We start from the raw sequence: 24,974 nt of genomic DNA, 5'->3' as shown, positions 1-24,974 counted from the left end.
AGGAGGATCATCATGAAATTAGTCATTGCAATTGTACAAGACCAGGATGAAGCTGTATTAGGAAACGCGTTTCGCGAGGCCAATATTTCCGCTACTAAATTAAGTAGTACAGGTGGATTTTTAAAACACGGAAATACGACCTTTTTAGTTGGAGTGGAAGAGGATAATGTGGATAAAGTCTTAGATATTATTCGCGATTGTTCAGAGCAAAGAGATCAAGTCGTTGCTTACCCAGCGAACTTAGATATGAACTTAGACGTCGCAACGTCATTTCCGATGAAAGTTGAAGTAGGTGGAGCGATTGTATTCGTATTACCAATTGATAGTTTCTACCGATTCTAGTCTAGAGGTGTCTATATGGGGCAATTAAGTCATTATTTTTATGAATTAATTCACCAAAATCGACTCGTGCATGGCTATGTATTTACGGGTGATGATTATGAAAGTAAAGAGCATGTCTCAACTGAACTGATTAAAGCATTAGGTTGTTTGAATAAGGATGGGGTAGGTCAACCTTGCGGTGTATGTGAACATTGTCAAAAGGCACAAAATCATCAATTAGCTGACGTCGTTTCAATTCAGCCAGACGGGCAATCCATTCGAGTAAATCAAATTCGTGAACTGAAAGAATGGTTATCAACCAGTCCGATTGAAAGTAACTTCAAGTTAGCAATCATTGAAAGTGCTGAAACAATGAATCCTTCGAGTGCGAATGCGTTATTGACCTTTTTAGAAGAGCCCGTTGAAGGAGTTTACTTAGTCCTTTATACTCAGGATAAAAGTAACCTACTACCAACAATTCAATCTCGAGTTCAAGGTGTTCACTTTCCAAGAGCGAATGTAAGTGAGCGAGTAGCTTACTATATTGAAACTGGGGTATCCGAGGCGCATGCCCGTATTTTCGGAAAGATGTCTTCGGAAACTGCCCAAAGACTTGTGAGTGATTATGAAGAGGCTGACGTAACGAATTGGTTTAAGGCGTTGAATTATTTTTATTCAACACTGGCTCATGGAAATCTTCATGCGGTGATCTTAGTTCAAACTCAACTTAAAAACTCCTTGAGTGTTCAACAAGCTTTAGATGGGATGGATTATTTATTAATCTTAAATCATAGCATGTTGAGAATATTGTCAAATACTGAAATAGAGAATTTAACCCAAGCTTATTTTATTAACGAAGTGATTAAAACGAAACAACCGTCGCTAGCACATATTTTAGAATTAAACGATTTGATTCTTGAGACGAAACAACGATTACAGGCAAATGTTGCGCCTCAGTTAGCTACGGAACGACTTGCTATCTTAGCAAGTCAATAATATATACGAAGAAGAGAGGGTGTGCCAAACAATGAGAGACAAAAATAATTACTTAGAAATGTTTGATGAAGCAGAGACACATTTGCTTCAGTTAAGTGATACAGTGGCACAGCTGAGAGAAGTCATTGACAACTTAGTTGAGGAAAACAATAAACTACGTATGAGTAACAATGATTTGAAAAGTCTGTTAATTAAATTCCAAACAGACGCTCAAGAAGAAGTGACTGAAGGGGAAGAGGATAGTCAGACAAGTAGTGGGCGCGAGAGTCTTCTAGGCTTTTATAACGAAGGAATTCATGTGTGTCATGAGTTCTTTGGATCACGTCGATCTTCTAATGAGCAATGTCTGTTCTGCCAGGAAATTCTAGAACGCTTAGAAAATCATTCATAACATACATTTTGAGGAGGCTTGTTCATGGATGTTCAAAATAAATCTCAACTCGTTCATTCAACTGAACGAGTTGATTCATTTTTAGGTGGAAAGTTAGGTATTATCCAAAGTACAGAGTATTTTACGTTATCAGTGGATGCTTTGTTGCTAGCTAACTTCATTAAATTACCTAAAGGAAATAAATTTAAATACTTGGATTTTTGTAGTGGTAATGGGGTCATTCCGCTACTTCTGTCACAGCGAACAGAAGCACCATTAAACGGCATTGAACTGCAAGAACCTTTAGTTGATATGGCAAGACGTAGTGCGAAGTGGAACGGTAAAGAAGACCAAATTACCTTTGCTCAAGGAGATATTAATGATCTTAAACATACACAAGGGCAATTATATGACATTATTAGTTGTAATCCACCGTACTTTCTAGCGGAAAGTAGTAATGCGACCCACCGTTTGACAAGTCATGCTTTAGCGCGTCATGAATTAATGCTGACGATGGAGCAGTGGATCAAAAAGGCGAGTCAAATTATGCGAGAAAAAGGTAAGTTATTTATCGTTCACCGTCCGAGCCGTTTGGATGATTTAATCGAAACATTGCTAAATCACCATTTCAGTATTCACCGTATTCAGTTTATTCATCCGAAGAAAGACATGAATGCGAATGGTGTCTTAATTGAAGCGATATATCGCGGAGGACGTCGCGGTGTGAAGATTGAACCGGCGATTGTAGTTCATGAAGATAACAATGAATATACACCGACATTGATGGCGATGTATAATGGCGAGTAAACAGGCATATTATTTCTACGTCTTATTCTGTCAAGACGGCACGCTATACGGAGGTTATACCGTTGACTTAGCTAACCGCTTGGCTACGCATAATGCGGGTAAGGGAGCGAAATATACTCGAGTTCGCAAACGACTTCCGGTTCGCATGATCTACGCGGAACGTTGGGAGAGCAAGTCGTTAGCAATGAGTGCGGAAGCAAAATTTAAACGATTAACCCGCCCCCAAAAGGAAAAATACTTAAAAGAGCATGGACAAGCAGATGTTAGAAGCCAACAACTTGTCTTTGTAAATAAATTTACCGATAATAAAGACGAAGAGCCAATAGAGGAGTAGGATCAGTGTGCAACAACATAGTTTCCAACAACAAGAAGCAGGAATATTATATTTAGTGCCAACACCGATTGGTAATTTGGAAGATATGACGTTTAGAGCCGTCAATATCTTAAAAGAGGCTGATATTGTCCTAGCTGAAGATACACGAAATACGATTAAGTTATTAAATCATTTTGATATTCAAGCGAATTTACGTAGTTTTCATGAACATTCACGCAGTCATGAAGTCACAGCTTGGGTTAATGAATTACATGAAGGTAAGACCATTGCCTTAGTCAGTGATGCCGGAATGCCTTTAATTAATGATCCTGGGCAACCTCTAGTTCAAGCTTGTTTGGAAGAGGATTTGCCAGTTGTGGCTTTACCAGGAGCGAATGCGGCTTTAACTGCCCTAGTTGCTTCAGGTTTACCAAGTGAACAGTTTGCTTATTACGGCTTTTTCCCACGAGGTAAAGCAGATCAAAAAGCGGCTTTAGAAATTGTCGGGCAAAGAGATGAGACGGCGATTTTTTATGAATCACCCTACCGGATTAAACAAGCTGTATCGCAAATTGTGACGCATTTAGGTGAAGACACGCAGGTTGTCATCGCGCGTGAACTAACAAAACGTTATGAAGAATACATTCGCGCGAGTGCAGCGGAAGTGAGTGAACATCTTAAAGACCGTGAACTTAAAGGGGAATGCGTACTTTTAATCGAAGGAGGATCTGTCAAATTGGCGACAGACGAAGCGGTATCGAGTTTACCTTACAAAGAACATGTGGAATTAATGATGGCCACAAAAGGAATTCAAGCGAAAGATGCGATTAAAGAAGTAGCCAAAATTCGTGAAGTTAAAAAGCAAATTGTTTATAATGATTATCATAACTTAACTTAAAATATTCAGAGGGGGGAAAAGAAGTGCTATTGTATGGAATTGCAATTGTATTTTTGGTGCTATTTCTCCTCTCTTTTTTGACGAATTATTCTTGGCTCCAACCGTCTGCCTTCGCTTTATATGGTTTAAATAGCTTCTTAATGGGCTTGGTTTTACAAAGTAATTGGACACCTGTCTTTATGTTTCGATATTTTTTATATATAATTAGTGGCTTTTTCATTGCGGCAGTGCCCTTTGTCTTATTACTGATTGCGGTCTTAGCAATTAATCAGACCGTCCGGCAACCCTCGCCTAAGATTTCAAAGACGATCTTCAATCTCGTCTTAGCTTTTACCTTGTTAGTCTTTGTAGGAGCAACGATTTGGGCGATGTTGCGCCTGAATGATATTCAAATCCAAGAAATTATTGGTATATATATTTACTTATCGATTTACTTTGTTGGGACGTTTCTTTGCTATATCGCGTTAAATTTTGCAATTAGTTTTTGGTCGAGAGGAAAGCAAGCAACGATTCTCCTTGTCTTAGGAAGCCAGTTAGATGACATAGATAATGTGACGAATGTCCTGAGACGACGATTAGATAAAGCAATTCAAGTATATTACAGACAAAAGAGTCGAACTCATTCAAAGATTACCATTATTGTTACCGGAGGTCCTCAGCATCAATCAACGTACTCAGAAGCTGAAGGGATGGAGAATTATTTAATTCAAAAAGGGATTCCGGCAGAAGATATTCTGTTAGAACCGCGAGCAAAAAATACGGATGAAAACTTTAAATTTGCCAATGAGCTGATTAAAGAACATCGCTTGTCCGGGAAAGTGGCAGTTATTACGAGTCGCTTTCACTTGATGCGTTCGACCTATATTGCGCGCCAAAGTCGTTTTAAGGCTTACTATCAAGGCGCAGGAACACCATCGTATTTATGGCCGTTTTCAATTATTCGTGAATATGTGGCCTATATTTTACTTACAAGAGAGTTGAATTACGCTTTTATCATCTTATTAATTGCGATTGGTTTGTTCGATATTTTTTATTAAAAGGAGTGGATAAAGTGACCGAAATCAAACGCTGTGAATGGATTGCTGGCAAACCAGATTATTATGTGGAATACCATGACCACATCTGGGGAGTGCCGGAACATGACGATCAATTGTTATTTCAATGGTTAATATTGGAAAGCTTTCATGTCGGCTTATCCTGGCAACTCGTCTTATCCAAAAAAGAGAACTTTATAAACGCCTTTGATCACTTTGACTATGAAAAAATCGCTGAGTACGGTGAAGAAGACATTGAACGTCTTTCAAATGATGCAGGAATTATTCGTCATAAAGGGAAGATAAGAGCTACGATTGCGAATGCACGAGCTTTTATGAAAGTTCAAGACGAATTAGGCAGTTTTGATAAATATATCTGGGACTTTGTTTCAGGGAAGCAAGTCGTCGTGAGTCAGTCTAATGAGGAGCGTCCTACACAAAGTGCCTTAAGTAATGCAGTGACAAAAGATATGAAGAAGCGTGGCTTTAAATTTATTGGCAGTGTCACAATTTACTCATACCTTCAAGCGATTGGCATTATCAATGACCACGATTTAGCTTGTGACTTTCGTTAAAATTATCAAACAGACTAAATTAAGTATATATTGATAATAGAAGATAAATGTTAATATAAAGCCATTTGCAACCGCTAGTTGCGCAATTATACAGTGCACTACATGGTCTGCAACCATCATTTGAGAGATAATAAAGGTAGGAAAAGAGAGATGAATACAAAACATAAGGAGTGTTATTCATGATATTAGCAGACAAAATAATTCACTTGCGAAAGAAATACAATATGACGCAAGAGGATTTAGCTGAAAAGTTGAATGTCAGTCGTCAGTCAGTCTCAAAGTGGGAAGGCAATCAAGCGACACCCGATTTAAACAAAGTCCTTAAACTCTCAAAACTTTTTGGTGTTACAACCGATAATCTCTTAAATGATGACGTAAGTATAGAAACAGAAGAGGAAGTTGCAAAAGAAGCAGAATTACCAAAAGCAGATTTTGTGTCTGTGTCACTGAATACAGCTAAAGAATATTTAGAAGAGAAGTCAGATTTTGCTCATCGAATTGGTATAGGGGTTGTGCTACTAATAAGTAGTGTCATTCCGATTGTGACTTTAACAACACCATCGATGCTTCGAATAATTCCAGAGAATGTCAGTGAAGCGATTGGAATTAGTGCACTGTTCTTACTTGTAGCCTTAGGTGTCGGTGTGATGATCTTTGCGAATATGCGTATGCAAAACTTTGCGTTTTTAGAAGAAGAAGCCTTTGAGTTGGAGTTTGGTGTTCGCGGATTTGTCGAGAAAGAGATTGAGAATTACCGTCCGACGCATACGCGACAAGTATCCTTTGGCGTTGGTTTAATCATAGTGAGCGTACTTCCAATCATTATTATTCACTTACTGTTCCCAAGTTTTGCAGAGGAACATATTGGCTATGTTGTTGGAATTTTTCTAGCAGTGGTTTCTATGGCTATCTATATGTTGATTTCTACAGGAATTTATTGGGGCAGTTTGAATACATTACTTAATCACCGTCAGTCAGAGGATGAGGAAAGTGAAGTGGTTGATCGTATAGCCGGTATTTACTGGCCAATAGTGACTGCCATCTTCTTTGGTTATAGTTTTATCACAGCGGATTGGGGACGCAGTTGGTTCATTTGGCCGATTGCAGCTATGATCTTTGCAGCCCTATCTGGTGTAGTGGACTTCAGAAGTCAAAACAACGAATAAAAGCAAAAAACTCAGGCACCTTGTTAATTTAACAGGGTGCCTGAGTTTTAATGTCTAAAGAATTATTTTTTACGTAATTCTCCTAAAATTTCTTCTAATAATTCAGTTTCAGTTGGTCCAGCAGGTTCTTCGTCTGGAGCAACGATTTTTTTATTTTGTACTTTCTCTAAAGCTTTAAGTGTTAAGTATAAGAATAAAGCCACTAAGATAAAGTTAATAACAGCTTGTAAGAATAACCCAACAGCTAATTCAGTGTTACCAATTGAAATAGCAACACCTGATACATCTGCTTGACCTGTGATTGCCACAATAATCGGCATGAAAATATTGTTAACTAATGAATTAACAATTGCAGTAAATGCAGAACCCATAATAATACCAGTTGCCATAGTGATAATGCTGTCGTTCGCAATAAAGCCTTTAAACTCTTTCCACATAAGAACATCCTCCTCAAGGATAATAATAAAATAAATTGCTAATTCAAATATATCATGTTCACATTTAAAATCCCAATAATGTGATCATAAACTTTACTTATCCTAGTAGGGTTAGTTGATTATTGAGCGTCATTTACTTGAATATACTTTTCAATCGGAAAGGCTTCTTTATCAATATCCCAGGCATTTGTTTCAACGAGTTGTGCCCACTGATAGCCTAAGAATGGGCCACTTGTTAGACCAGATGATCCTAAGCCACTGATTGCCCAGACATTGTCTAAGTTTGGCACTGCACCTACTAGGACAGAGAAGTCTGATGTGTGCGCCCGTGTTCCTACTTTAGATTCAACGATGTCATGGTCATCAACACTTGGCATCCATTTTCTAGCTTCAACTCGTAATTCATTTAGCACAGCTTCATCAACATGTAAGTTGTTGCCTTGGTCATCTTCGTGTGTTGCACCAATGATAATTTCACCATTATTGAATGGGATGATATCACTTTGTCCTGGAGGCATGATCACTGGCCAATGCTGGTCAACCCAGTCAGTATGTTTAAGCACAAAGAGTTGACCCTTTTGAGCACGAATATCAACCTTGTATCCTAGAGGTTCTAATAAGTTTGTTAAACCAGGACCAGGAGAAAGAAGTAAGCGGTCAAAATTATGCTTAGCCACCGAAGGGGTAGAAATGTAGATATCCCCACTTTCTTTCTTAAGTTGGGCTTTTTCACGAATAATTTTCCCACCTAAGTCTTGAATTGCTTGGTGAAGTGTATCAATAAGGGCATCACCATGAACGCGACCCCCACCTTCAACCCACGTCGCTGGATGATCCGATTCAATTAAAGGTAAATAATCCGAGATATCTTCTGTTGAAAGTTTCTTAACTTCTCCAATTGAAGGTGAAGCTTCTTGTTTCGCTTCTGCTTGATCAAGGTCTTTTTGAACGCGTTTATCTGTATTTCGAATCATGATCGCACCATCGATTTGATAGATAGCGTCTGTATTATAACCATCATCTTTCAAATCTTGCATAAACTGATGATAAAACTCAGCCCCTTTAGATACTAGAAAGTACCAAGGCTTATTCCGACGTAAAGAGAACCAAGGGCAGATAATACCTGCAGAAGCGCGCGTAGCTTGGCCAATTCCGTGGTCAAAGACTGTGACTGTGTGACCAGACCGCGCTAAATAGTAAGCCGCCGTTGAACCGACAATACCCCCACCAATAATTGCAATTTTTTTAACCATACTATCACCTTTCCTGATTACTTGTTCCTTATATTATAAAGGATTTTTATGTAAAAAAAACAAAAAATCTCTGTCCAACGTGCCAGTAATCACTGGGCTCGCACGCTAGACAGAGGGTTTTTATTGAATGTTTTTAAAATTGATATTTTTTAATGAGTTTTTCGATGGTCGGTGACTTGAATAGGAACGTTAATATAATCGTGTTAATTGGTAATGAGATAAGATTTTTAACAATTCTCATTGGCATGAAAGCAGCCCATGCGCGGCCATACATCATGCGAATCCACACGGAATTCAAACCTAAATTGATAATTAATGTCACGAGTAAAACCGCAACAAACACACGTTTCCAACTGATTGGCTTACGCCATAGAACCCAGCCGTAAATCCATCCACCTAAAGCGGCACTTAACGTGAAGCCAGGGAAAAAGAACCCACTCCCACTAATGAAAAAAGTGATTAAGTCTGTCACTGTTGAAACGAGCAAAGCGAAAAGGGGACCAAATAAAATCCCACTAAAGGCTGTACCGACAAAGCCAAGGCCGATTTCAACTAAGTTACCGAAATTTAAAGACGGTATGAAACTTAAGACAATCCTTGCGGCGATCATAACCGCCATTAAAGTTAACTGCGACGTTGTAACTTTCCTTGGTCTAATGTTCTGCTCGACGTCTACCTTCTTGTTCATATAAATACTCTCCTCTTTCACAGAGAGCCACACAGTGATATGCAGCGAATGCAAAAATAAATCGCACCTAGTTTAGTGAACCAAGTTTCGTTTCTTAGCAACATCCCATCTAAGAACACTTCACGCTTATTTTTTACTCTGTTATCCTTTATTTAATTGTTTCCAATTATATCTTCATTATACTGTACTTTTGTTAGAAAATATAGCTCACTAAGGAAGAAGGGCGCTGTATTAAAACTCCGCTTGTTCTAATAGAGACAAGAAGATACCTAAAGCTAAAGCATCCGCCGCTCCACCAGGACTCAGATGTCGTTCAATCATCACTTGGTCATATTCGTGCAGCGCTTCTAGAAATTCGCTCGGCTCATTAGGATCATTAAACAAAGTAAGTGCTTCCATCTTAATGGTTTCCCAAGCTTCGAACCCACCCCGGTGAATAATATTGCCGTCTTCAATGTGTCCCATGATGAGTAGCAATGCTTTTAATAAATTATGTTCTAGTATTGGATCATCTAAACTACGTAAATAAGGCATCAACACATCTTGTAAGATAGGGTAACCACTAACTGCCTCGCCACGAATCCCCGTAATGCCATGTTCAATATACAATCTCTCGCCATGAGATAATTTTTCTCTTGTATGCACATCATCAAAATCTTTCAGTAAGATGTCTTTGGTCATTAAACGAATCAATTGAAACGCTTCGGTTGTGCGAGTAGCTGACCAAGTCGATAACTGCTTACGCTCAATAATATAACCTACAGCTACAAGTAAAAGGGCGAATGAAAAGTTAGCACCTTTATGAGTATTAATACCATGCGTTGCTTCAAACATAGCGATTTCCGCATTAATTCCAATACGTCTTGAGCCGTTAAATAATTCACTTAAATCTTCTGTTTGATGTAAGTTTCTTCCTAAGTCATAATACTGCTTAAAGAAGGGTTCAAAAGAAAGTACGCTATCAACAAACGTGTAAAAGTTCATATCTCGGTGCGAACCGTTATTGAAACGATCCACTAAACCTGGTTTAGGTGATAAAGAGACTTCATACATCAACGCTTTCGTTGCGAGACGGGGAATGCGATTATGGATTGAGTGTACATTATCCAATATTACGATTCTCCATATCTTCAATAATAAACTTCAATGAATGATCGAGATGCTCATGAATAAGCATGGTCATTGTTTCAACATCTTTATTGCGCATCCCTCTTAAGATTAAGAAGTGCTCTTCTAGTGCAATTTTACTGCGAACTTCTGAACGAATGGATAATTCTCTAAAGTAAACGAGATAGGCCTGCAGCTCATCAATAATTTTCGGTAGACGACGCATCTGTGACTTTTCATAAACATAAGCATTAAACCCAGAGAAATTATTAATTAGGTTATCAATGCGGTCATCAGATTCTTTTGTTTGAATGCTATCCCCGCTTTGTAAATGGCGCTCAAGTTCATCGAAATCCTCCTCGGTCATCAGGTGCATAGCTTTCGTAAAGGCAAGTGTGTCGAGTGCTTTACGAATATCATAAATTTCGTATGCATCTTTAATACTAATCCCTCTAACAATCATCCCGATACCCGGAACATGTTCAACCAGTTCTTCTTTTAAGAGTTGTTCGAGCGCATAGCGAATAGGAGTTCGACTAATGTTCATTTCTTCTGAGAAAACCGATTCATTAATACGCTCACCTGCGGGAATTTCACCTAAGATAATGGTACGCTTAAATGCATGATAGACAGAAACTTTTAACGTTTGATTGGAATTGATATCTAAATTTGCCTTAACGGCTTCAACTGTAGAATCCATTGTATACCCCCTACATTATATATTATTTTTTTCAAAGGACAAAATGTGTCATTAAACAATGCACTTGAATTGTATACTTATTTGAGTTGAAATTCAATAAGCTATGGTAATAGCTTCAATTCAACATACATATTTAAAATATTAACAAAAAACGAAGGTACACTTTGTTAAAAGTATACCTTCGTTATAAACTCATTTGTTACATTGATTATCCAAAGAAGCTTAGTAAGATACCAGCTGCAACAGCTGATCCAATAACTCCAGCTACGTTTGGTCCCATTGCGTGCATTAATAAGTAGTTATTAGGGTTTGCTTTAATCCCTTCAGACTGTGCAACACGCGCAGCCATTGGTACAGCAGAAACACCTGCAGAACCAATTAATGGATTAATTTTACCATTTGTTAATTTGTACATCAGTTTACCCATAAGGACACCACTTGTCGTACCAATAACAAAGGCGAATAGACCTAAGAAAATGATTTTGATTGTATCAAGTGATAATAAAGTAGCAGCATCTGCTGAAGCACCTACTGAAACACCTAAAAGAATTGTAATGATATACATCATTGAGTTCTCTAAAGTTGTAGTGATTAAAGGTACAACTTTACTTTCACGAATTAAGTTTCCTAACATTAACATCCCAACTAATGATGCAGCTGAAGGAATTAGTAAACTAACGAATAAAGTAACAACGATTGGGAAAATGATTTTTTCCTTTTGTGATACTGGACGTGCTTGCGTCATAACAGTTGTTCTTTCTTTTTCAGTTGTTAACGCACGCATAATTGGCGGTTGAATAATTGGAACAAGCGCCATGTATGAGTAAGCAGCAATCGCAATTGTTGGCAAGATATGCTCAGCTAATTGAGAAGAAATATAGATAGCTGTTGGGCCATCTGCTCCCCCAATAATACCAATCGCAGCAGATTCACTTGGCGTCATACCTAAGGCTAAAGCACCGAAGAATGCAGCGAAGATACCGAATTGAGCAGCTCCACCTAATAATAATGTTTTTGGATTCGCAATAAGCGGACCAAAGTCAGTAGATGCTCCTAAACAGAGGAAGATCAGTGGTGGGAATATTCCGAGCCCGACCCCTTGATATAAGTAATGAAGCAATCCACCATTCTCTGTTGCAGTAGCAGGATCCATTAATCCCGTCAGAGGTAAGTTAGCTAGTAACATACCGAATCCAATTGGAATTAATAAATATGGTTCATAGTTTTTAGAAACGGCTAAAAAGATTAAAACCAAAGCCAACATAATGACGATAATTTCTTGTATAGTTATACTTAAAAACCCGGAAGTTTGTATAAGTTCATTGATTGTGTCTAACATGTAAACGAATACCTCCTATATAGTCAGTAGTAATTGATCAGATTGTACACTGTCACCTTGACTGACACTAATTGAACCAACAACACCATCAGCAGGAGCAACAATTTCGTTCTCCATCTTCATAGCTTCTAAGACGATTAATGTATCCCCTTGAGCAACTGATTGACCTGGTGTGACAGCAACTTTTAAGATAGTTCCAGACATTGGTGCGTTAATTTCTGTTCCGCCTGATGCTGCAGCAGGTGCTGGAGCACTTTGTGTTTCTTGAGTAGCAGGAGCAGCTGTTTGACCCGTTGACATATCTGCATCAGCAGGTAATTCTTTTACCGATACGCGGTATACTTCATTATTAATTTCGATTTCGTATTTTTTCATGATTTATATCCTCCGATTATTTAATTCGTTTTGATTCTTGGATTTCTAACTTTTTGTTTGGCTCATCTTCAGACGCTAATGCTAAAGCGACTAATTCAGCAACTTGTTGATGCTTTTTGTTTGGTGCTAAGTTGTTTGTGTTTACTGCAGGTGCTGGTTTAGCTGCTGCAGGTGCAGGTTCGGCTTTATCACTTCCGTTAACAAACTTTGCAATCATTTCTGTTAGTCCCCAAAGAACTAGTAGTACTGAAAATACTGTAAGCATGGAAACGATAGTTAACATCAAACCGTCCATAATACTGATTGATTCCATCTAATTAAATTCCTCCTTCGTTCATCGACTCTTTATTGACCGTAGCGTGCTTGAATCTTAATTGTTTCTCCAGCTACTGGTTTAGGTTGATATTTTCTTTCTAGGTATTGCTGACCCACTTGTGGGAATAAAGTATAAGTTAATACGTCTTCATCATTTTTACCTAGGTCGCCTAATTCAGCTTTAAGTTTTTCGAACTCTGGATCTAAACGATCTGCTGGACGCGTTTCGATGACTTCTGCGTCACCGATAATTGAGCGACGGAATTCCTCATCCACTGGTGCAGGAGATTTACCATATAAGCCTTTTAAGTAGTCCTTAATTTCGTTAGGCACCATCTTGTAGCGTTCTCCAGCTAAGACGTTGAATACCGCTTGTGTTCCAACCATTTGACTCAAGGGTGTTACAAGTGGTGGGAAGCCCATGTCCTCACGAACAGAAGGAACTTCGTTAAGTACAGCATCGTATTTATCTAAAGCACCTGCTTGGCGGAGTTGTGAGTTTAAGTTCGATAACATACCACCAGGAACTTGGTAAATTAAAGCTTTAGGATCAGCGAACATCATTTTACTGTCTAATGTTCCGTCTGCTAAATATTTATCACGAATGCCTTTAAAGTAGTCCGCAATTTCTTCTAAAGTATCAATGTTTAAGTGTGTATTAATATTTAATTCTTCTAATGTTAATGCCATTGATTCAGTAGGTGGTTGACTTGTTCCTTCAGCTAATGGAGAAATCGCTGTATCAATAATATCAACGCCATTCTCAACAGCAGCTAAGTAAGTCATTTGTGACACACCACTTGTTGCGTGCGTGTGTAAGTTTAATGGCACATCAATCACAGCTTTAATCGCTGGAATTAATTCACGAGTAACAGCCGGAGTTAAGATACCAGCCATGTCTTTAATACAGATTGAGTCAGCACCCATATCGTTGTATTCTTTTGCTAGTTTTGTGTAATACTCAACGGTATGAACATCACTTGTTGTATATGCAATTGCTAATTGTGCATGTGCACCGTATTTCTTAACTGCTTCAAGTGAAGCGCGAACATTACGTGAATCGTTTAACGCATCGAAGATTCGGAAGATATCAATGCCGTTCTCAACAGCCTTTTGAATAAACTTATCAACAACATCATCAGCATAGTGACGGTAACCGATTAAGTTTTGACCTCTAAGTAACATCATCAATTTCGTATTCGGCGTACGTTTACGAATTTCGCGTAGTCGTTCCCATGGATTCTCATCTAAGAAACGAATCGCTGAGTCATAAGTTGCACCCCCCCAACATTCAAGTGCGTAATATCCCGCCGAGTCCATTTTCTCAATAATTGGAAGCATATCTTCTGTCGACATGCGCGTTGCCATCAAACTTTGATGCGCATCTCTCAAGACGGTTTCATTAATACGTACTTCAATCATATATATATCAACCTTTCTCATAAGTTATATTTATCTTTATTGTAAGCGAAAACACCTTGGAATGAAATTCTTTTTTGGGAAAATACTGTTCTAATGGTGTTTTTTTGCGTATAAATTTTTGCATAAAATAAAAACAGGATTAAATATAACTCTAAAAGACCTTAAATAGATTGCTGATTAAAACGGCTTTATATAGAAGAAGTAAATTTAATCCAACAATACTATAGGTGATTCTGTCATAATATTTACATCATAATAACATTCTAATCGACTGATAACGTTAACATGTTAGGCAGCATAAGGATTAGAATTATAAAATACAGGGGAAAAACAACACGATTAATATAATTAATATATAATGAATAGTGGAATGAAGAAATAAATGATTTTCTTCATACAATATTGGTTTGGGGCAGGCAATAGAACTTTTAGTCAATAAAAAGGATGATGATAGTGTATACAACGAAACGTTTATGGATTCATCGAAGCCAAAGTGCACGCAAAGATTGGGAAAACTTATTAGAAGCTTCCAACTTAAGCACTCAGGAACAGACCGATTATACAGTCGGGATTTATAAAGGTGATGATCTCGTTGCTACTGGTTCATATGCTGGCAACGTTATTAAATGTGTAGCCGTTCATTCAGACTATCGATCAGAAAACTTTCTGACGGATATTGTTGTCCATCTAATGGATCAACTAAGAAGTAATGGCTCAAATCATTATTTCGTCTATACATGTCCAAAGAATAGTGTTTACTTTAAATCACTAGGCTTTAATAAAATTGTAGAGACGTCGAATGTTACCTTCATGGAATTTGGTCATCCTAGTTTTGAAGATTACTTATCTATGTTAAGTAATCATAAAAAAGAAGGAAACAATGGCGCGGTCGTTATGAACGCCAACCCGATTACCAAAGGACACCTTCACTTAATTGAAGAAATAGCCAAACGAAGTGATTACGTGTATGTATTCGTTCTGTCTGAAGATCGTTCTGAATTCAATGATGAGGAGCGAATGATGTTGGTAAAACGTGCAACCGCTGACATGTCAAATGTCATTGTCTTACCAACGAATGATTACATGGTCTCTTCGGCAACATTCCCATCATACTTCTTGCGAGATCGTGCTCAAGAAAGTGTCGCACGAATTCAAGCAACGGTTGATGCTACGTTATTTAAAGAAAGAGTGGCTCCGATTCTTAATATCAAACACCGCCTCGTCGGTAAAGAGCCCTATTCACGCGTAACAGAGATTTATAACGAAAGTATGAGTGAAGTTTTTCAAGATGATTTGGAATTAGAAATTATTCCAAGATTAGAAGTAGAAGGTGAAGTGATTAGTGCAACGAAAGTACGTCAAGCACTTTCGGAAGGTCATCCAGAAAGCATTAAAAATTTAGTTCCAAGTACAACGTACGACTATATTCAAAACAAAAAATAAATTTGAGGTGAAAAAGATGGAAATTAAACAAAATGGTGTCGCAGGGACAGTTGAGTCTTCTGACATTATGGTCACTGTGGCTCAATCAGATAATGGTATCGAGATTGAACTAGAAAGTAGTGTAGAGAAACAATTCGGAGCACAAATCCGTAAAGTTATCAAAGAAACTTTAGAAAAACTTGGAGTGGAAAACGCAAAAGTAACTGCTGTTGACCAAGGTGCATTAGATTGTACCGTTCAAGCAAGAACAATTGCAGCTGTTTACCGTGCTGCAGATGAAACTACATTTAACTGGAAGGAGATTGCAACATGGAGCGTTTAAGAAGAACGATGATGTTTGTGCCTGGTGCTAACGCAGCAATGCTTAGAGATGCGCCTTTATACGGCTCAGATGCAGTAATGTTTGATTTAGAAGATGCTGTATCATTGAACGAGAAAGATACTGCACGTATGTTAGTACATAATGCATTAAAAAATATTGACTATAGTAACGTTGAAACGGTTGTTCGTATTAACGATTTAAAAGCTGGTGGAGATCAGGATATCGAAGCATCAGTATTAGGTGGCGTGAACGTGATTCGTTTACCAAAAACTGAAAATGCACAAGAAATCAAAGACGTCGAAGCTGTTATCGAACGAGTTGAGAGAGAAAACGGCATCGAAGTGGGTACAACAAATATTATGGCTGCGATCGAATCAGCTACAGGTATTTTAAATGTACGTGAGATTGCCCACGCGTCAGACCGCTTAATCGGTATCGCTCTAGGAGCAGAAGACTACGTGACAAACATGAAGACTGAAAGAAGTGCCACTGGAGAAGAATTATTCTTCGCACGTAGCTTCATTCTACATGCAGCGAGAGATGCAGGTATTGCAGCTTTAGATACTGTTTATTCAGACGTAGATAACGAAGAAGGCTTCAGAAATGAAGTACAACGTATTAAACAATTAGGTTTCGATGGAAAATCAATTATCAACCCTCGTCAAATTCCAATTGTTCATGATGAATACGCACCAACTCAAAAAGAAATTGACAATGCAAAAGAAATTATTTGGGCAATTCAAGAAGCTGAAGAAAAAGGTTCAGGGGTTATCTCTGTTAACGGAAAAATGGTTGATAAGCCAATCGTTGAACGTGCTGAGCGTGTGATTGCTTTAGCTAAAGCAGCGAATATCATTACAGAGGAGGAACTATAATTATGGTTAAGAATACAGTCGGTCGCGATATTCCACAACATATTGTTGATCAATACGGTGCTTATGGAGAAGAATCTAAATACAGCACACAATATGAAGAGTCTATCCGTAAAATCAATCCTATTAAACTAGGTGATGACAAATTAGTAGGTAGCTTACGTGAAGCGATTGAAAAAACAGGACTTAAAGACGGTATGACAATTTCTTTCCACCACCACTTCCGTGAAGGTGACTATGTACTAAACATGGTCATGGATGAGATTGCAGCAATGGGAATTAAAGATTTAACGATTGCACCAAGTTCAATTGCTAACGTTCATGAGCCATTAATCGAACACATTAAAAATGGTGTAGTCACAAACATTACATCAAGTGGTTTACGTGATAAAGTCGGAGCAGCAGTTTCAGACGGAATTATGAAAAACCCAGTTGTACTACGTTCTCACGGTGGACGTGCACAAGCAATTGCATCAGGCGAAATCAAAATTGACGTTGCCTTCATAGGTGCGCCAAGTTCAGATGCCTATGGAAATATAAATGGTACTAAAGGTAAAGCAATTTGTGGCTCGTTAGGTTACGCGAAAGTGGATGCAAGATATGCAGACAACGTTGTAGCCATTACAGACTCATTAATGCCTTATCCAAATACACCAATCAGCATTCCTCAAACAGATGTTGACTATGTTGTTGAAGTTGATGCTATCGGAGATTCTTCAGGGATTGCTAAAGGGGCAACTCGATTCACGCAAAACCCTAAAGAACTAGTTATCGCAAAATACGCTAACCAAGTGATTACGAACTCACCATACTTTAAAGATAAATTCTCATTCCAAACAGGTACAGGTGGTGCATCATTAGCTGTATCGCGTTACTTGCGTGAAGATATGATTAAAGAGAATATCACAGCTAGTTTTGCATTAGGGGGTATTACAAATGCAATGGTGGAGCTACATGAAGAAGGTTTAGTAGATAAATTAATTGATGTTCAAGACTTCGATGCACCATCAGGAGAATCATTAGGACGTAATCCTGAGCATACGGAAATTGACGCGATTTTCTACGCTTCCCCATTATTTAAAGGGGCAGCGATCAACCAGCTGGATGTATGTATTTTATCGGCACTTGAAATCGATACAGAATTCAATGTTAACGTTGTTACTGGATCAGACGGAGTAATTCGTGGAGCCATTGGTGGTCACCCAGATACAGCATCAGCAAGTAAGATGTCATTAGTTATCTCACCGTTAGTTCGAGGAAGAATACCGACTGTTGTTGAGCAAGTTAACACAGTCATTACACCAGGATCAAGTGTTGACGTAGTTGTTACTGAAATTGGTATTGCCATTAATCCACAACGTCAAGATTTAGTAGAACACTTCAAGAACGTTGATATTCCACAATTTACAGTTGAAGAATTAAAAGAGAAAGCTTACGCAATTGTAGGAACACCTCAACCAATTGAATATGGAGAGAAAGACGTTGCTTTAATTCAATACCGTGATGGTACGATGATCGACGTTGTTCGCAATGTATAAGGATGAAGTATTTAATGGCCCGGAAGTGAGTTTAATGGAGATGCTGGATGCGCGTGAAAAACGTGCATTCAGACAGACCCAGATTATTAATCAACATTCTCCGGGTTCATTATTATCTGTCACTTTGAATATACCAGGTGATATTAAAACATCACTTTATCTAGTAGGTGTCTTTGAAGAAATGCTGACAGAAATAAAAGCAATGTTAGACGATGTGACGGTTCAGTTTTCAGAAGTTTTGAACTTACCAACTGGACCAGAAGCATATTTCTTTGTGGATATTGATAGCATTGAATTGAAAAAAAGAATGGTAGCACTTGAAGAAATGCATTCAAAAGGCCGTGTCTTTGATTTAGATGTCGTTAAATTAGAAGACGGAAAATTAAGCAGTTTGAAGCGCGAAGAGGTTGGAGTAGGGAAACGTCAATGTTATATTTGCGACCGCCCAGCTAAAGAATGTGCTCGTTCTCGTAAACATTCAATTGAAGAATCACAAGAAGCAATCGCAAAAATCCTTTTAGGATAAGCGATTGTCTATTGTGTTTTTATGTGAAGTAATATACATGTAAAGAACAGTTAAAAGACAGTGCGCATATTGTTTTAATAGGATTACTATATTAGAATGTAACTGTAAACGGTTTCTAAATGAGTGTTTGGGGGAAGTTTCACAAAATAATATATGTATGTAGGAGGAAAATATGTATTTAGCAATTATAGGTTTTATACTCATAATCATATTGATGTATATCTTAATCGGAGAGAAAATGTCTCCACCGATGGCTTTCATCATTTTACCATTAATCGCAGCGGTAGTTTCTGGAGCAAGTATTGCGGATATAAGTTTATATGTTAACGATGGGTTAGCATCTATCTTAAATACAGCAGTGCTGTTCTTATTCTCGATCTCGTTCTTTACATTAATGTCAGAACAGGGGTTATTCGACCCGTTAGTAGATTTTGTAATTAGTAAAGTTGGTAACAAAATTACTGCAATCTTTATCGCGGTTTTACTAGTTTCAACTGTAGCTCACTTGGATGGTAGTGGGGCTTCAACATACTTAATCGCCATTCCAGCTTTCAAACCAATCATGGATAAATTAGGGGTTAAACCGGTCGTGTTCTTAGGGACAGTGACTGGATTAATGGCAGCAATGAACATTATCCCATGGGGTGGACCAACAATTCGTGCAGCTTCTGTTGCAGGGATAGAGGTTTCAGATCTTTATTCATTCATCTTACCAGCTGTTGTTGTAATGTTCTTATTAGCTATCATTAACGCTGTGATTAACTCGCGTCGTAAACGTGAAGGCTCAGTCGATGGTAATGTAAATATTGTTGATTTAGCTGGAGATGTTACTTCAGAACCAAAAACGAGCAAAGGTCTTTATATCTATAACTTAGTTGTAACATTAAATATGTTAGCTTTATTATTCATTGATACTGGTTTACCAATGCACTTTATCTTCATGGTTGCCTACGCATTCGCAATCTTAGGTAACTTTAGATCAGTGAAAGAACAAGGTAAGAAAATTCAAGAATATGGTAATAACGCTATCGTTATGACGATGACATTATTCGCCGTAGGTATATTTATTGGTGTTATTGAAGGTTCTGGAATGGTTGAAGCAATGGCTACAACGATTATTAACGCATTACCAGAATTTATCGCACCACATACTCACTGGTTCTTAGCATTATTCTCAGTACCATTAATGATGGTTCTTGGTACAGATGCTTTCTACTTCGCATTACTTCCAATTGTAATCGGAATTGTAGAGCCGTTTGGAATTTCAGCATCGACGGTTGCTGCAACGTTCTTAATTACAGGTACTTATGGTACTTACATCAGTCCAACAGTTGCTGCCAACTACGTTGGGGTATCATTGGCTGGTACAACCATTGGTGAGCATATTAAAGCAAACTTACCAATTATGTGGGCAGCAAGTATCATTACATTAATAGCTGCAACACTCTTAGGTGTCGTTCAATTCTAGAACCACATAGCAACAGACCGTTTTCATTAACAATAAAAACACACAGTCCGCTGTGTGTTTTTTCTTTGCAGATTTTTAAAGATTCGGGTGGTAACTGGAAGAATAGGCGAGAATTGTTCCATTTAATCACTTTAACCAGAACAATAATAAAATATTCTTCCATTTAATCGGTTTAACCGGAAGAATAAATAATAATTCTTCTACTTAACCACTAATTAACCAATACAAAGAACACCTCCAAGCGTCACTTGGAGGTGTTGATAATTATCACTATACTTATTTAGGTTTATTTTCTTCAACAAAAGCTTCAATACGGTCAACGGCTGTTTCTAGGTTTTCTAGATTTGCAGCATAACTTAGACGGAAGTAGTTTTTACCAGCTTCACCGAATGCTTGACCAGGCACTAGACCAACTTTTGCTTCGTGAGCAACTTTAAGACAGAAGTCCATGTCGTCGCCTTCAAACCAATCTGGAATTTTGATGAATAGATAGAAGGCACCGTTCGGTGTTGAGACATCGAAGCCCATATCGCGGAATCGGCCCAATAAGTAATCACGACGGATCTTGTATTCTAAACGCATTTCTTCAATGGCTGCGTCTCCTTCTTCTGAGTAAGCAGCAAGTCCAGCAAATTGTGCTTGCGTTGTTGGCGCATTGATTGCACCTTGATGAATAACAAAAATTTGTTTTAAGACATCTGCAGGCCCAGCCACAATCCCCATACGCCATCCAGTCATAGAATGCGATTTAGATGCACCATTGATTAAAATCGTGTGTTCTGGAAGATATTTAGCTACTGAGACGTGTTTGCCTTTGTAAGTTAACTCTGAATAGATTTCATCTGAAATCACCCAAATATCATGCTTTTTAACGACTTCAGTAAGGCCTTCGATTTGCTCAGCTGTATAAGTATGTCCTGTTGGGTTTGACGGGTGGTTCATTAGTAAGACTTTAATGTCTTTATCTTCAGTCAACACTTTGTCTAAGCGTTCTGGCGTTAAGATGAAGTCATCTTCTGTTACGTCTACCGGTACAAATTCCCCACCAGCTAAGTTTACTTGAGTTTTGTAAACTGCATAGTTCGGCGCAGCGGTAACAACTTTATCACCAGGGTTTAGTAATGCATATAGTGAAACGAAGATTGCTTCAGTCGCACCCACGGTTACAATAATTTGATCTTCAGCACGGTAATCTAGGTCGTACTTACGTTTTAAATAACCGCTAATCGTTTCACGTAATTCAGCTAACCCTTTTGAATGGCTGTATCCGTTAAAACTTTTATCGATAGATTGAATTGCTGCATCTTTAATGAAACGAGGTGTTGGAAAATCTGGTTCACCTAAGGTTAATTTAATTAAGCCTTCGATACCTGAAATTTTATCATTAAAGGCACGAATCGGACTCGGTTTAATAGATTTTAACGTTTCTTTTGTATTTCTTTTTGTCATATATATTCCTCCTACGTATTGCATTGTATAGAATAAACTCATCTGATTTTAATCTTAATAACAACCTCATAATACCATAATTATTAAAATTTAGGAAGATTGAAGTGATAGTGTGCGTTTTAAGTGTTGTAGTTTTTGCTGTTTTTGATTATGAGAATTACATAAAGTGCATTGACATTATTCTCATTTTTAGATATGCTTACACACAGATAAAAAAATACTAAACGCTATGAAATGGTAAGTAAGAAGTGACATCTTTCAAAGAGAGCTCGCAGATGGTGAAAGTGAGTAAAGAGATAGCTTGTGAACATGGCCATGGAGCGGTCATTCTGAAGATAAGTAAGAATGAACGGAAACAACCGTTAACATCGTCGCAGTATAAATATTTTCTTAGAGATTTGTACTGTATGAGGCTAGGCTAGTAATGGTTTGGCGAATTAAGGTGGTACCACGAACTTTTTATGCACATTCGTCCTTTTTTAAAGAGATGAATGTGCTTTTTTTGTATAGATAGGAGGATAAAAAATTGATTGAACTAAAAGATATCGATGTTATTTTTAGTAATGATGACAAAGTTGTCACGGCGGTTAAAGACGTGAATATTACAGTTGATCGCGGTGAAATATTCGGAATTGTTGGCTACAGTGGGGCAGGTAAAAGTACCTTAGTACGTACGATTAACTTACTACAGCCCCCCACACAAGGAACGGTTACGGTAAATGGACAAGAAATGCAAAAATTAAGTAAGAAAGAATTACGTGGAGCGCGTAAAAAGATTGGAATGATTTTCCAACATTTTAACTTAATGGATTCGCGTACAATTTTTGATAATGTCGCTTTTCCGTTAAAAGGCAGTGGCTTAAGTAAAGATGAGGTCGCTCATAAAGTGGCTGAGTTATTAGATCTCGTTGGTTTAGAAGAGAAGACAGATAATTATCCAAGTCAATTATCTGGAGGTCAAAAACAACGTGTCGCGATTGCGCGTGCCTTAGCGAATGATCCAGACGTTCTTTTATGTGATGAGGCAACAAGTGCTTTGGATCCGAAGACAACATCGTCAATCCTAGATTTATTACGCAAATTAAACGAACAATTAGGTTTAACCATCGTGATTATTACACATGAGATGTCTGTAGTCAAAGACCTATGTCACCGCGTAGCTGTTATGGAAGACGGGCATGTATTAGAACAAGGTTCAATCGTTGATATGTTCACAAATCCTCAAAAATCATTAACAAAAGAATTTATTAATACAGCCACGCACTTTGACCAAGAAATCGGTTTAGTCCTCACGCATCCAATGATTCAAAACATTGATGAGAATGGTGAGATTATTCGCTTGAGTTACGTTGGAGATGAAACAACGAAACCCATCTTAAGTAACTTAGTACGCGAATTTGATGTAAACGTCAATATCCTTTACGGACATGTGGAAATTTTACAAAATACACCGATTGGGAATATGTTAATCGCAGTCGAAGGGACATCAGAGAATGTGGATAAAGTGATTGAGCATCTTGAAAATAGTGATGTCAGCACACAAAGATTTAATGATTTAGTAAAAGAATACGTGAAGAGGGAGGGATAACATGAGCGAATTAGTCTTAACAATTGGAAGTAGTTGGAATGAAGTGTCGTCAGGTATTGTTACATTTTTAGAAACAAACATTCCATATGCCTGGGATTTAAGAGAAGAATTTGTGGAAGCCATTTGGGAAACAGTTTATATGATGCTCGTATCTATTGGAATCGGTGGTTTAATCGGTTTGATACTGGGTATTATTATGACAGTGACTGGTTTCAATGGGATTTTAGAGAATAAAGTCGTTTATAAGGTCTTAGATTCACTGGTGAATATCTTCCGATCAATTCCATTTATTATTTTACTGGCCTTATTAATAAATGTAACAAGAGCGATTGTTGGAACAACGATTGGACCAACAGCTGCAACAATTCCAATTATTGTAAGTACGATTCCATTCTTTGCTCGTCAAGTTGAGATTGCCTTATTAGAGGTTAATCCAGGGGTAGTTGAAGCTGCTGAAGCCATGGGATCATCAAGTTTTGATATTATTACGCGTGTTTATTTACGCGAAGGGTTAACAGCTTTATTACGTGTAAGTGCCTCAACCGTTATTAACGTCATTGGTTTAACAGCGATGGCCGGAACTGTTGGTGGGGGTGGATTAGGTACGATGGCTATTGCGAGAGGTTACCAACGTAGTCGTATGGACGTTATCCTAGTCGCAACTGTGTTGATCTTAATTATCGTTTTTATTACACAATTAATCTTTAACTTGTTAATCCGAAAGACTGAACATTAAATATAGCGAGAGCAGGCATCTTAGAATCATTAATTCTAAGATGCCTGCTCTTTTTTAGTTCATTAAGTTGTAGTAGCTATTTCCTTGAATAAAGAACTGTGACTCTTCATAATGGTAGATGATTTTTGAATAATCAAATGGCACACCATTAGCCAAGTAAAAGATCGATTCGACTTGAATACCTGGGTCGCCTTCTTGTAATTCTAAGTAAACGGCATTTTGTTGGTTTAACTTACCAACTCTGAGGTAATGGTCTAAGAAACTGATTTGCAGTTTTAGATTGTTCGTTAAGTAATTAAAGACGGAATCTTTTGCGATTTGTTCATTCAAATACATGACGATATTTTTATCAAAGTAAGATTCTTCAATACAAAAGATGCGTCCCTCGATATAACGGAGTCGCTTCAAGTAATAAACTGGTTGATCAGCGTCGATTTGTAGATGTGCCTGAACGGTTTCAGACGGGATGACTTCTTTTAACTCTAAGACAGTGGATGTTATATCGAATTCGCGCAACATGCTGTCAAAACCTTGAATCTCCATAAGGTTAATATAGCCTTTATGTCTACGTCCTCGAACAAAAATACCACTCCCTCTTACTTGATAAATTAATCCGTGGCTTTCTAACTCATCCAAGGCTTTAATGACAGTATTCTTGCTGACTTCGAATTGAGTCACAAGTTCATCTAAGCTTGGTAACTTGTCACCTTGACGAAGATCTTTATCTTCAATCAAGTTCATTATTTTTTTGGCTATATATTCGTATTTAAGCATGTTATTAGTCCTTTACTTAGTTTGTTTGTTCTCATTAATATATCATAGAAGCTTTAACTTGACAAAGTGTACAGGTATAATTAAAATTATACCTGTACTGATCAATATTTTAAAAATATGAAGATTGACAAAGAATGAGGAG

The 24,974-nt window shown here is 37.8% G+C and carries 28 protein-coding genes, 1 riboswitch and 1 other annotated feature; of the genes, 17 read left to right on the top strand and 11 right to left on the bottom strand.

Annotated elements, in window-relative coordinates; translation table 11 throughout:
• The first annotated feature begins 12 nt into the window (after window positions 1–12).
• From darA to FEZ33_RS02875, 9 genes are all read left to right on the top strand, one after another.
• Window positions 13–342 (top strand): cyclic di-AMP receptor DarA, encoded by a 330-nt coding sequence (gene darA / locus FEZ33_RS02915; protein WP_138403895.1) that lies wholly within the window; start codon window positions 13–15, stop codon window positions 340–342.
• 15 nt (window positions 343–357) lie between these two features.
• Window positions 358–1,317, top strand: coding sequence for a DNA polymerase III delta subunit-related protein (locus FEZ33_RS02910; protein ID WP_138403894.1), 960 nt, complete (start codon window positions 358–360; stop codon window positions 1,315–1,317).
• Between the two features lie 31 nt (window positions 1,318–1,348).
• Window positions 1,349–1,708: an initiation control protein YabA gene (locus tag FEZ33_RS02905; RefSeq protein ID WP_138403893.1), complete on the top strand. Its 360-nt coding sequence runs from the start codon at window positions 1,349–1,351 to the stop codon at window positions 1,706–1,708.
• A 24-nt stretch (window positions 1,709–1,732) separates the two neighbouring features.
• Window positions 1,733–2,494: a tRNA1(Val) (adenine(37)-N6)-methyltransferase gene (locus FEZ33_RS02900; protein ID WP_138403892.1), complete on the top strand. Its 762-nt coding sequence runs from the start codon at window positions 1,733–1,735 to the stop codon at window positions 2,492–2,494.
• Window positions 2,484–2,828, top strand: a complete 345-nt coding sequence (locus tag FEZ33_RS02895) for a GIY-YIG nuclease family protein (RefSeq protein WP_138403891.1) — start codon at window positions 2,484–2,486, stop codon at window positions 2,826–2,828. The genes FEZ33_RS02900 and FEZ33_RS02895 overlap by 11 nt, the downstream gene beginning before the upstream one ends.
• 7 nt (window positions 2,829–2,835) lie before the next feature.
• On the top strand, window positions 2,836–3,705 hold the full coding sequence (gene rsmI / locus FEZ33_RS02890; protein ID WP_438943000.1) for a 16S rRNA (cytidine(1402)-2'-O)-methyltransferase: 870 nt from the start codon (window positions 2,836–2,838) through the stop codon (window positions 3,703–3,705).
• A 77-nt stretch (window positions 3,706–3,782) separates the two neighbouring features.
• The gene (locus FEZ33_RS02885) at window positions 3,783–4,742 is read left to right on the top strand and encodes a YdcF family protein (protein ID WP_171031259.1); all 960 of its coding nucleotides are present in this window, start codon (window positions 3,783–3,785) and stop codon (window positions 4,740–4,742) included.
• A 23-nt stretch (window positions 4,743–4,765) separates the two neighbouring features.
• Window positions 4,766–5,314, top strand: coding sequence for a DNA-3-methyladenine glycosylase I (locus FEZ33_RS02880; protein ID WP_138403913.1), 549 nt, complete (start codon window positions 4,766–4,768; stop codon window positions 5,312–5,314).
• A gap of 179 nt (window positions 5,315–5,493) precedes the next feature.
• Window positions 5,494–6,480 carry a helix-turn-helix domain-containing protein gene (locus tag FEZ33_RS02875; protein ID WP_138403888.1) on the top strand — a complete coding sequence of 329 codons (987 nt, stop codon included), beginning with the start codon at window positions 5,494–5,496 and terminating at the stop codon, window positions 6,478–6,480.
• A 62-nt stretch (window positions 6,481–6,542) separates the two neighbouring features.
• Here FEZ33_RS02875 and mscL read toward each other — a convergent pair whose 3' ends face one another.
• The 9 genes from mscL to FEZ33_RS02830 all read right to left on the bottom strand — a co-directional run bounded on the left by mscL (window position 6,543) and on the right by FEZ33_RS02830 (window position 14,116).
• Window positions 6,543–6,917, bottom strand: coding sequence for a large conductance mechanosensitive channel protein MscL (gene mscL, locus FEZ33_RS02870; protein WP_138403887.1), 375 nt, complete (start codon window positions 6,915–6,917; stop codon window positions 6,543–6,545).
• Between the two features lie 119 nt (window positions 6,918–7,036).
• Entirely contained in the window at window positions 7,037–8,170 is a 1,134-nt protein-coding gene (locus FEZ33_RS02865; RefSeq protein WP_138403886.1) for an NAD(P)/FAD-dependent oxidoreductase, read from the bottom strand.
• A 133-nt stretch (window positions 8,171–8,303) separates the two neighbouring features.
• Complete coding sequence (locus FEZ33_RS02860) at window positions 8,304–8,858, bottom strand: folate family ECF transporter S component (protein ID WP_138403885.1); 555 nt, start codon at window positions 8,856–8,858, stop codon at window positions 8,304–8,306.
• A gap of 40 nt (window positions 8,859–8,898) precedes the next feature.
• Window positions 8,899–9,001: riboswitch (THF riboswitch) on the bottom strand.
• An 88-nt stretch (window positions 9,002–9,089) separates the two neighbouring features.
• Window positions 9,090–9,968 carry a triphosphoribosyl-dephospho-CoA synthase CitG gene (gene citG, locus FEZ33_RS02855; protein WP_235888754.1) on the bottom strand — a complete coding sequence of 293 codons (879 nt, stop codon included), beginning with the start codon at window positions 9,966–9,968 and terminating at the stop codon, window positions 9,090–9,092.
• Window positions 9,961–10,665 (bottom strand): GntR family transcriptional regulator, encoded by a 705-nt coding sequence (locus tag FEZ33_RS02850; protein ID WP_138403884.1) that lies wholly within the window; start codon window positions 10,663–10,665, stop codon window positions 9,961–9,963. The genes citG and FEZ33_RS02850 overlap by 8 nt, the downstream gene beginning before the upstream one ends.
• 208 nt (window positions 10,666–10,873) lie before the next feature.
• The gene (locus FEZ33_RS02845; RefSeq protein ID WP_138403883.1) at window positions 10,874–12,004 is read right to left on the bottom strand and encodes a sodium ion-translocating decarboxylase subunit beta; all 1,131 of its coding nucleotides are present in this window, start codon (window positions 12,002–12,004) and stop codon (window positions 10,874–10,876) included.
• 15 nt (window positions 12,005–12,019) lie between these two features.
• The gene (locus FEZ33_RS02840; protein ID WP_138403882.1) at window positions 12,020–12,379 is read right to left on the bottom strand and encodes a biotin/lipoyl-containing protein; all 360 of its coding nucleotides are present in this window, start codon (window positions 12,377–12,379) and stop codon (window positions 12,020–12,022) included.
• A 16-nt stretch (window positions 12,380–12,395) separates the two neighbouring features.
• Window positions 12,396–12,692: an OadG family protein gene (locus tag FEZ33_RS02835; protein ID WP_138403881.1), complete on the bottom strand. Its 297-nt coding sequence runs from the start codon at window positions 12,690–12,692 to the stop codon at window positions 12,396–12,398.
• Window positions 12,693–12,724: 32 nt separating this feature from the next.
• On the bottom strand, window positions 12,725–14,116 hold the full coding sequence (locus FEZ33_RS02830) for an oxaloacetate decarboxylase subunit alpha (RefSeq protein WP_138403880.1): 1,392 nt from the start codon (window positions 14,114–14,116) through the stop codon (window positions 12,725–12,727).
• Window positions 14,117–14,560: 444 nt separating this feature from the next.
• Here FEZ33_RS02830 and citC point away from each other — a divergent pair, with 444 nt between their 5' ends.
• The 6 genes from citC to FEZ33_RS02800 all read left to right on the top strand — a co-directional run bounded on the left by citC (window position 14,561) and on the right by FEZ33_RS02800 (window position 20,285).
• A complete protein-coding gene (gene citC, locus FEZ33_RS02825; protein ID WP_138403879.1) occupies window positions 14,561–15,559 on the top strand; it encodes a [citrate (pro-3S)-lyase] ligase in 999 nt (332 codons plus the stop codon).
• Window positions 15,560–15,575: 16 nt separating this feature from the next.
• Complete coding sequence (citD, locus tag FEZ33_RS02820; RefSeq protein ID WP_138403878.1) at window positions 15,576–15,881, top strand: citrate lyase acyl carrier protein; 306 nt, start codon at window positions 15,576–15,578, stop codon at window positions 15,879–15,881.
• Entirely contained in the window at window positions 15,869–16,756 is an 888-nt protein-coding gene (gene citE, locus FEZ33_RS02815; RefSeq protein ID WP_138403877.1) for a citrate (pro-3S)-lyase subunit beta, read from the top strand. The genes citD and citE overlap by 13 nt, the downstream gene beginning before the upstream one ends.
• 2 nt (window positions 16,757–16,758) lie before the next feature.
• On the top strand, window positions 16,759–18,291 hold the full coding sequence (gene citF / locus FEZ33_RS02810; RefSeq protein WP_138403876.1) for a citrate lyase subunit alpha: 1,533 nt from the start codon (window positions 16,759–16,761) through the stop codon (window positions 18,289–18,291).
• Window positions 18,284–18,817, top strand: coding sequence for a citrate lyase holo-[acyl-carrier protein] synthase (gene citX / locus FEZ33_RS02805; RefSeq protein ID WP_171031258.1), 534 nt, complete (start codon window positions 18,284–18,286; stop codon window positions 18,815–18,817). Before citF ends, citX begins: the two co-directional genes overlap by 8 nt.
• A 172-nt stretch (window positions 18,818–18,989) precedes the next feature.
• On the top strand, window positions 18,990–20,285 hold the full coding sequence (locus tag FEZ33_RS02800; RefSeq protein ID WP_138403874.1) for an SLC13 family permease: 1,296 nt from the start codon (window positions 18,990–18,992) through the stop codon (window positions 20,283–20,285).
• A gap of 276 nt (window positions 20,286–20,561) precedes the next feature.
• Here the strand turns inward: FEZ33_RS02800 and FEZ33_RS02795 are convergent, their stop codons facing one another.
• Window positions 20,562–21,734: an aminotransferase class I/II-fold pyridoxal phosphate-dependent enzyme gene (locus FEZ33_RS02795; RefSeq protein WP_138403873.1), complete on the bottom strand. Its 1,173-nt coding sequence runs from the start codon at window positions 21,732–21,734 to the stop codon at window positions 20,562–20,564.
• A gap of 220 nt (window positions 21,735–21,954) precedes the next feature.
• Window positions 21,955–22,214: a binding site (T-box leader), on the top strand.
• 46 nt (window positions 22,215–22,260) lie between these two features.
• Between FEZ33_RS02795 and FEZ33_RS02790 the strand changes: the two genes are divergently transcribed.
• Both FEZ33_RS02790 and FEZ33_RS02785 read left to right on the top strand, forming a co-directional pair.
• Window positions 22,261–23,322: a methionine ABC transporter ATP-binding protein gene (locus FEZ33_RS02790; protein ID WP_138403872.1), complete on the top strand. Its 1,062-nt coding sequence runs from the start codon at window positions 22,261–22,263 to the stop codon at window positions 23,320–23,322.
• Window positions 23,323–23,377: 55 nt separating this feature from the next.
• Window positions 23,378–24,058 carry a methionine ABC transporter permease gene (locus FEZ33_RS02785; RefSeq protein ID WP_425328878.1) on the top strand — a complete coding sequence of 227 codons (681 nt, stop codon included), beginning with the start codon at window positions 23,378–23,380 and terminating at the stop codon, window positions 24,056–24,058.
• Between the two features lie 54 nt (window positions 24,059–24,112).
• Here FEZ33_RS02785 and FEZ33_RS02780 read toward each other — a convergent pair whose 3' ends face one another.
• Window positions 24,113–24,832: a GntR family transcriptional regulator gene (locus FEZ33_RS02780; RefSeq protein ID WP_138403870.1), complete on the bottom strand. Its 720-nt coding sequence runs from the start codon at window positions 24,830–24,832 to the stop codon at window positions 24,113–24,115.
• Between the last annotated feature and the right edge of the window lie 142 nt (window positions 24,833–24,974).

It is taken from the genome of Ruoffia tabacinasalis (genome assembly GCF_005864045.1).
GTDB lineage: Bacteria > Bacillota > Bacilli > Lactobacillales > Aerococcaceae > Ruoffia > Ruoffia tabacinasalis.
The sequence above is the reverse complement of the archived record's forward strand: the minus strand, read 5'-3'. Positions and strand labels throughout refer to the sequence as shown.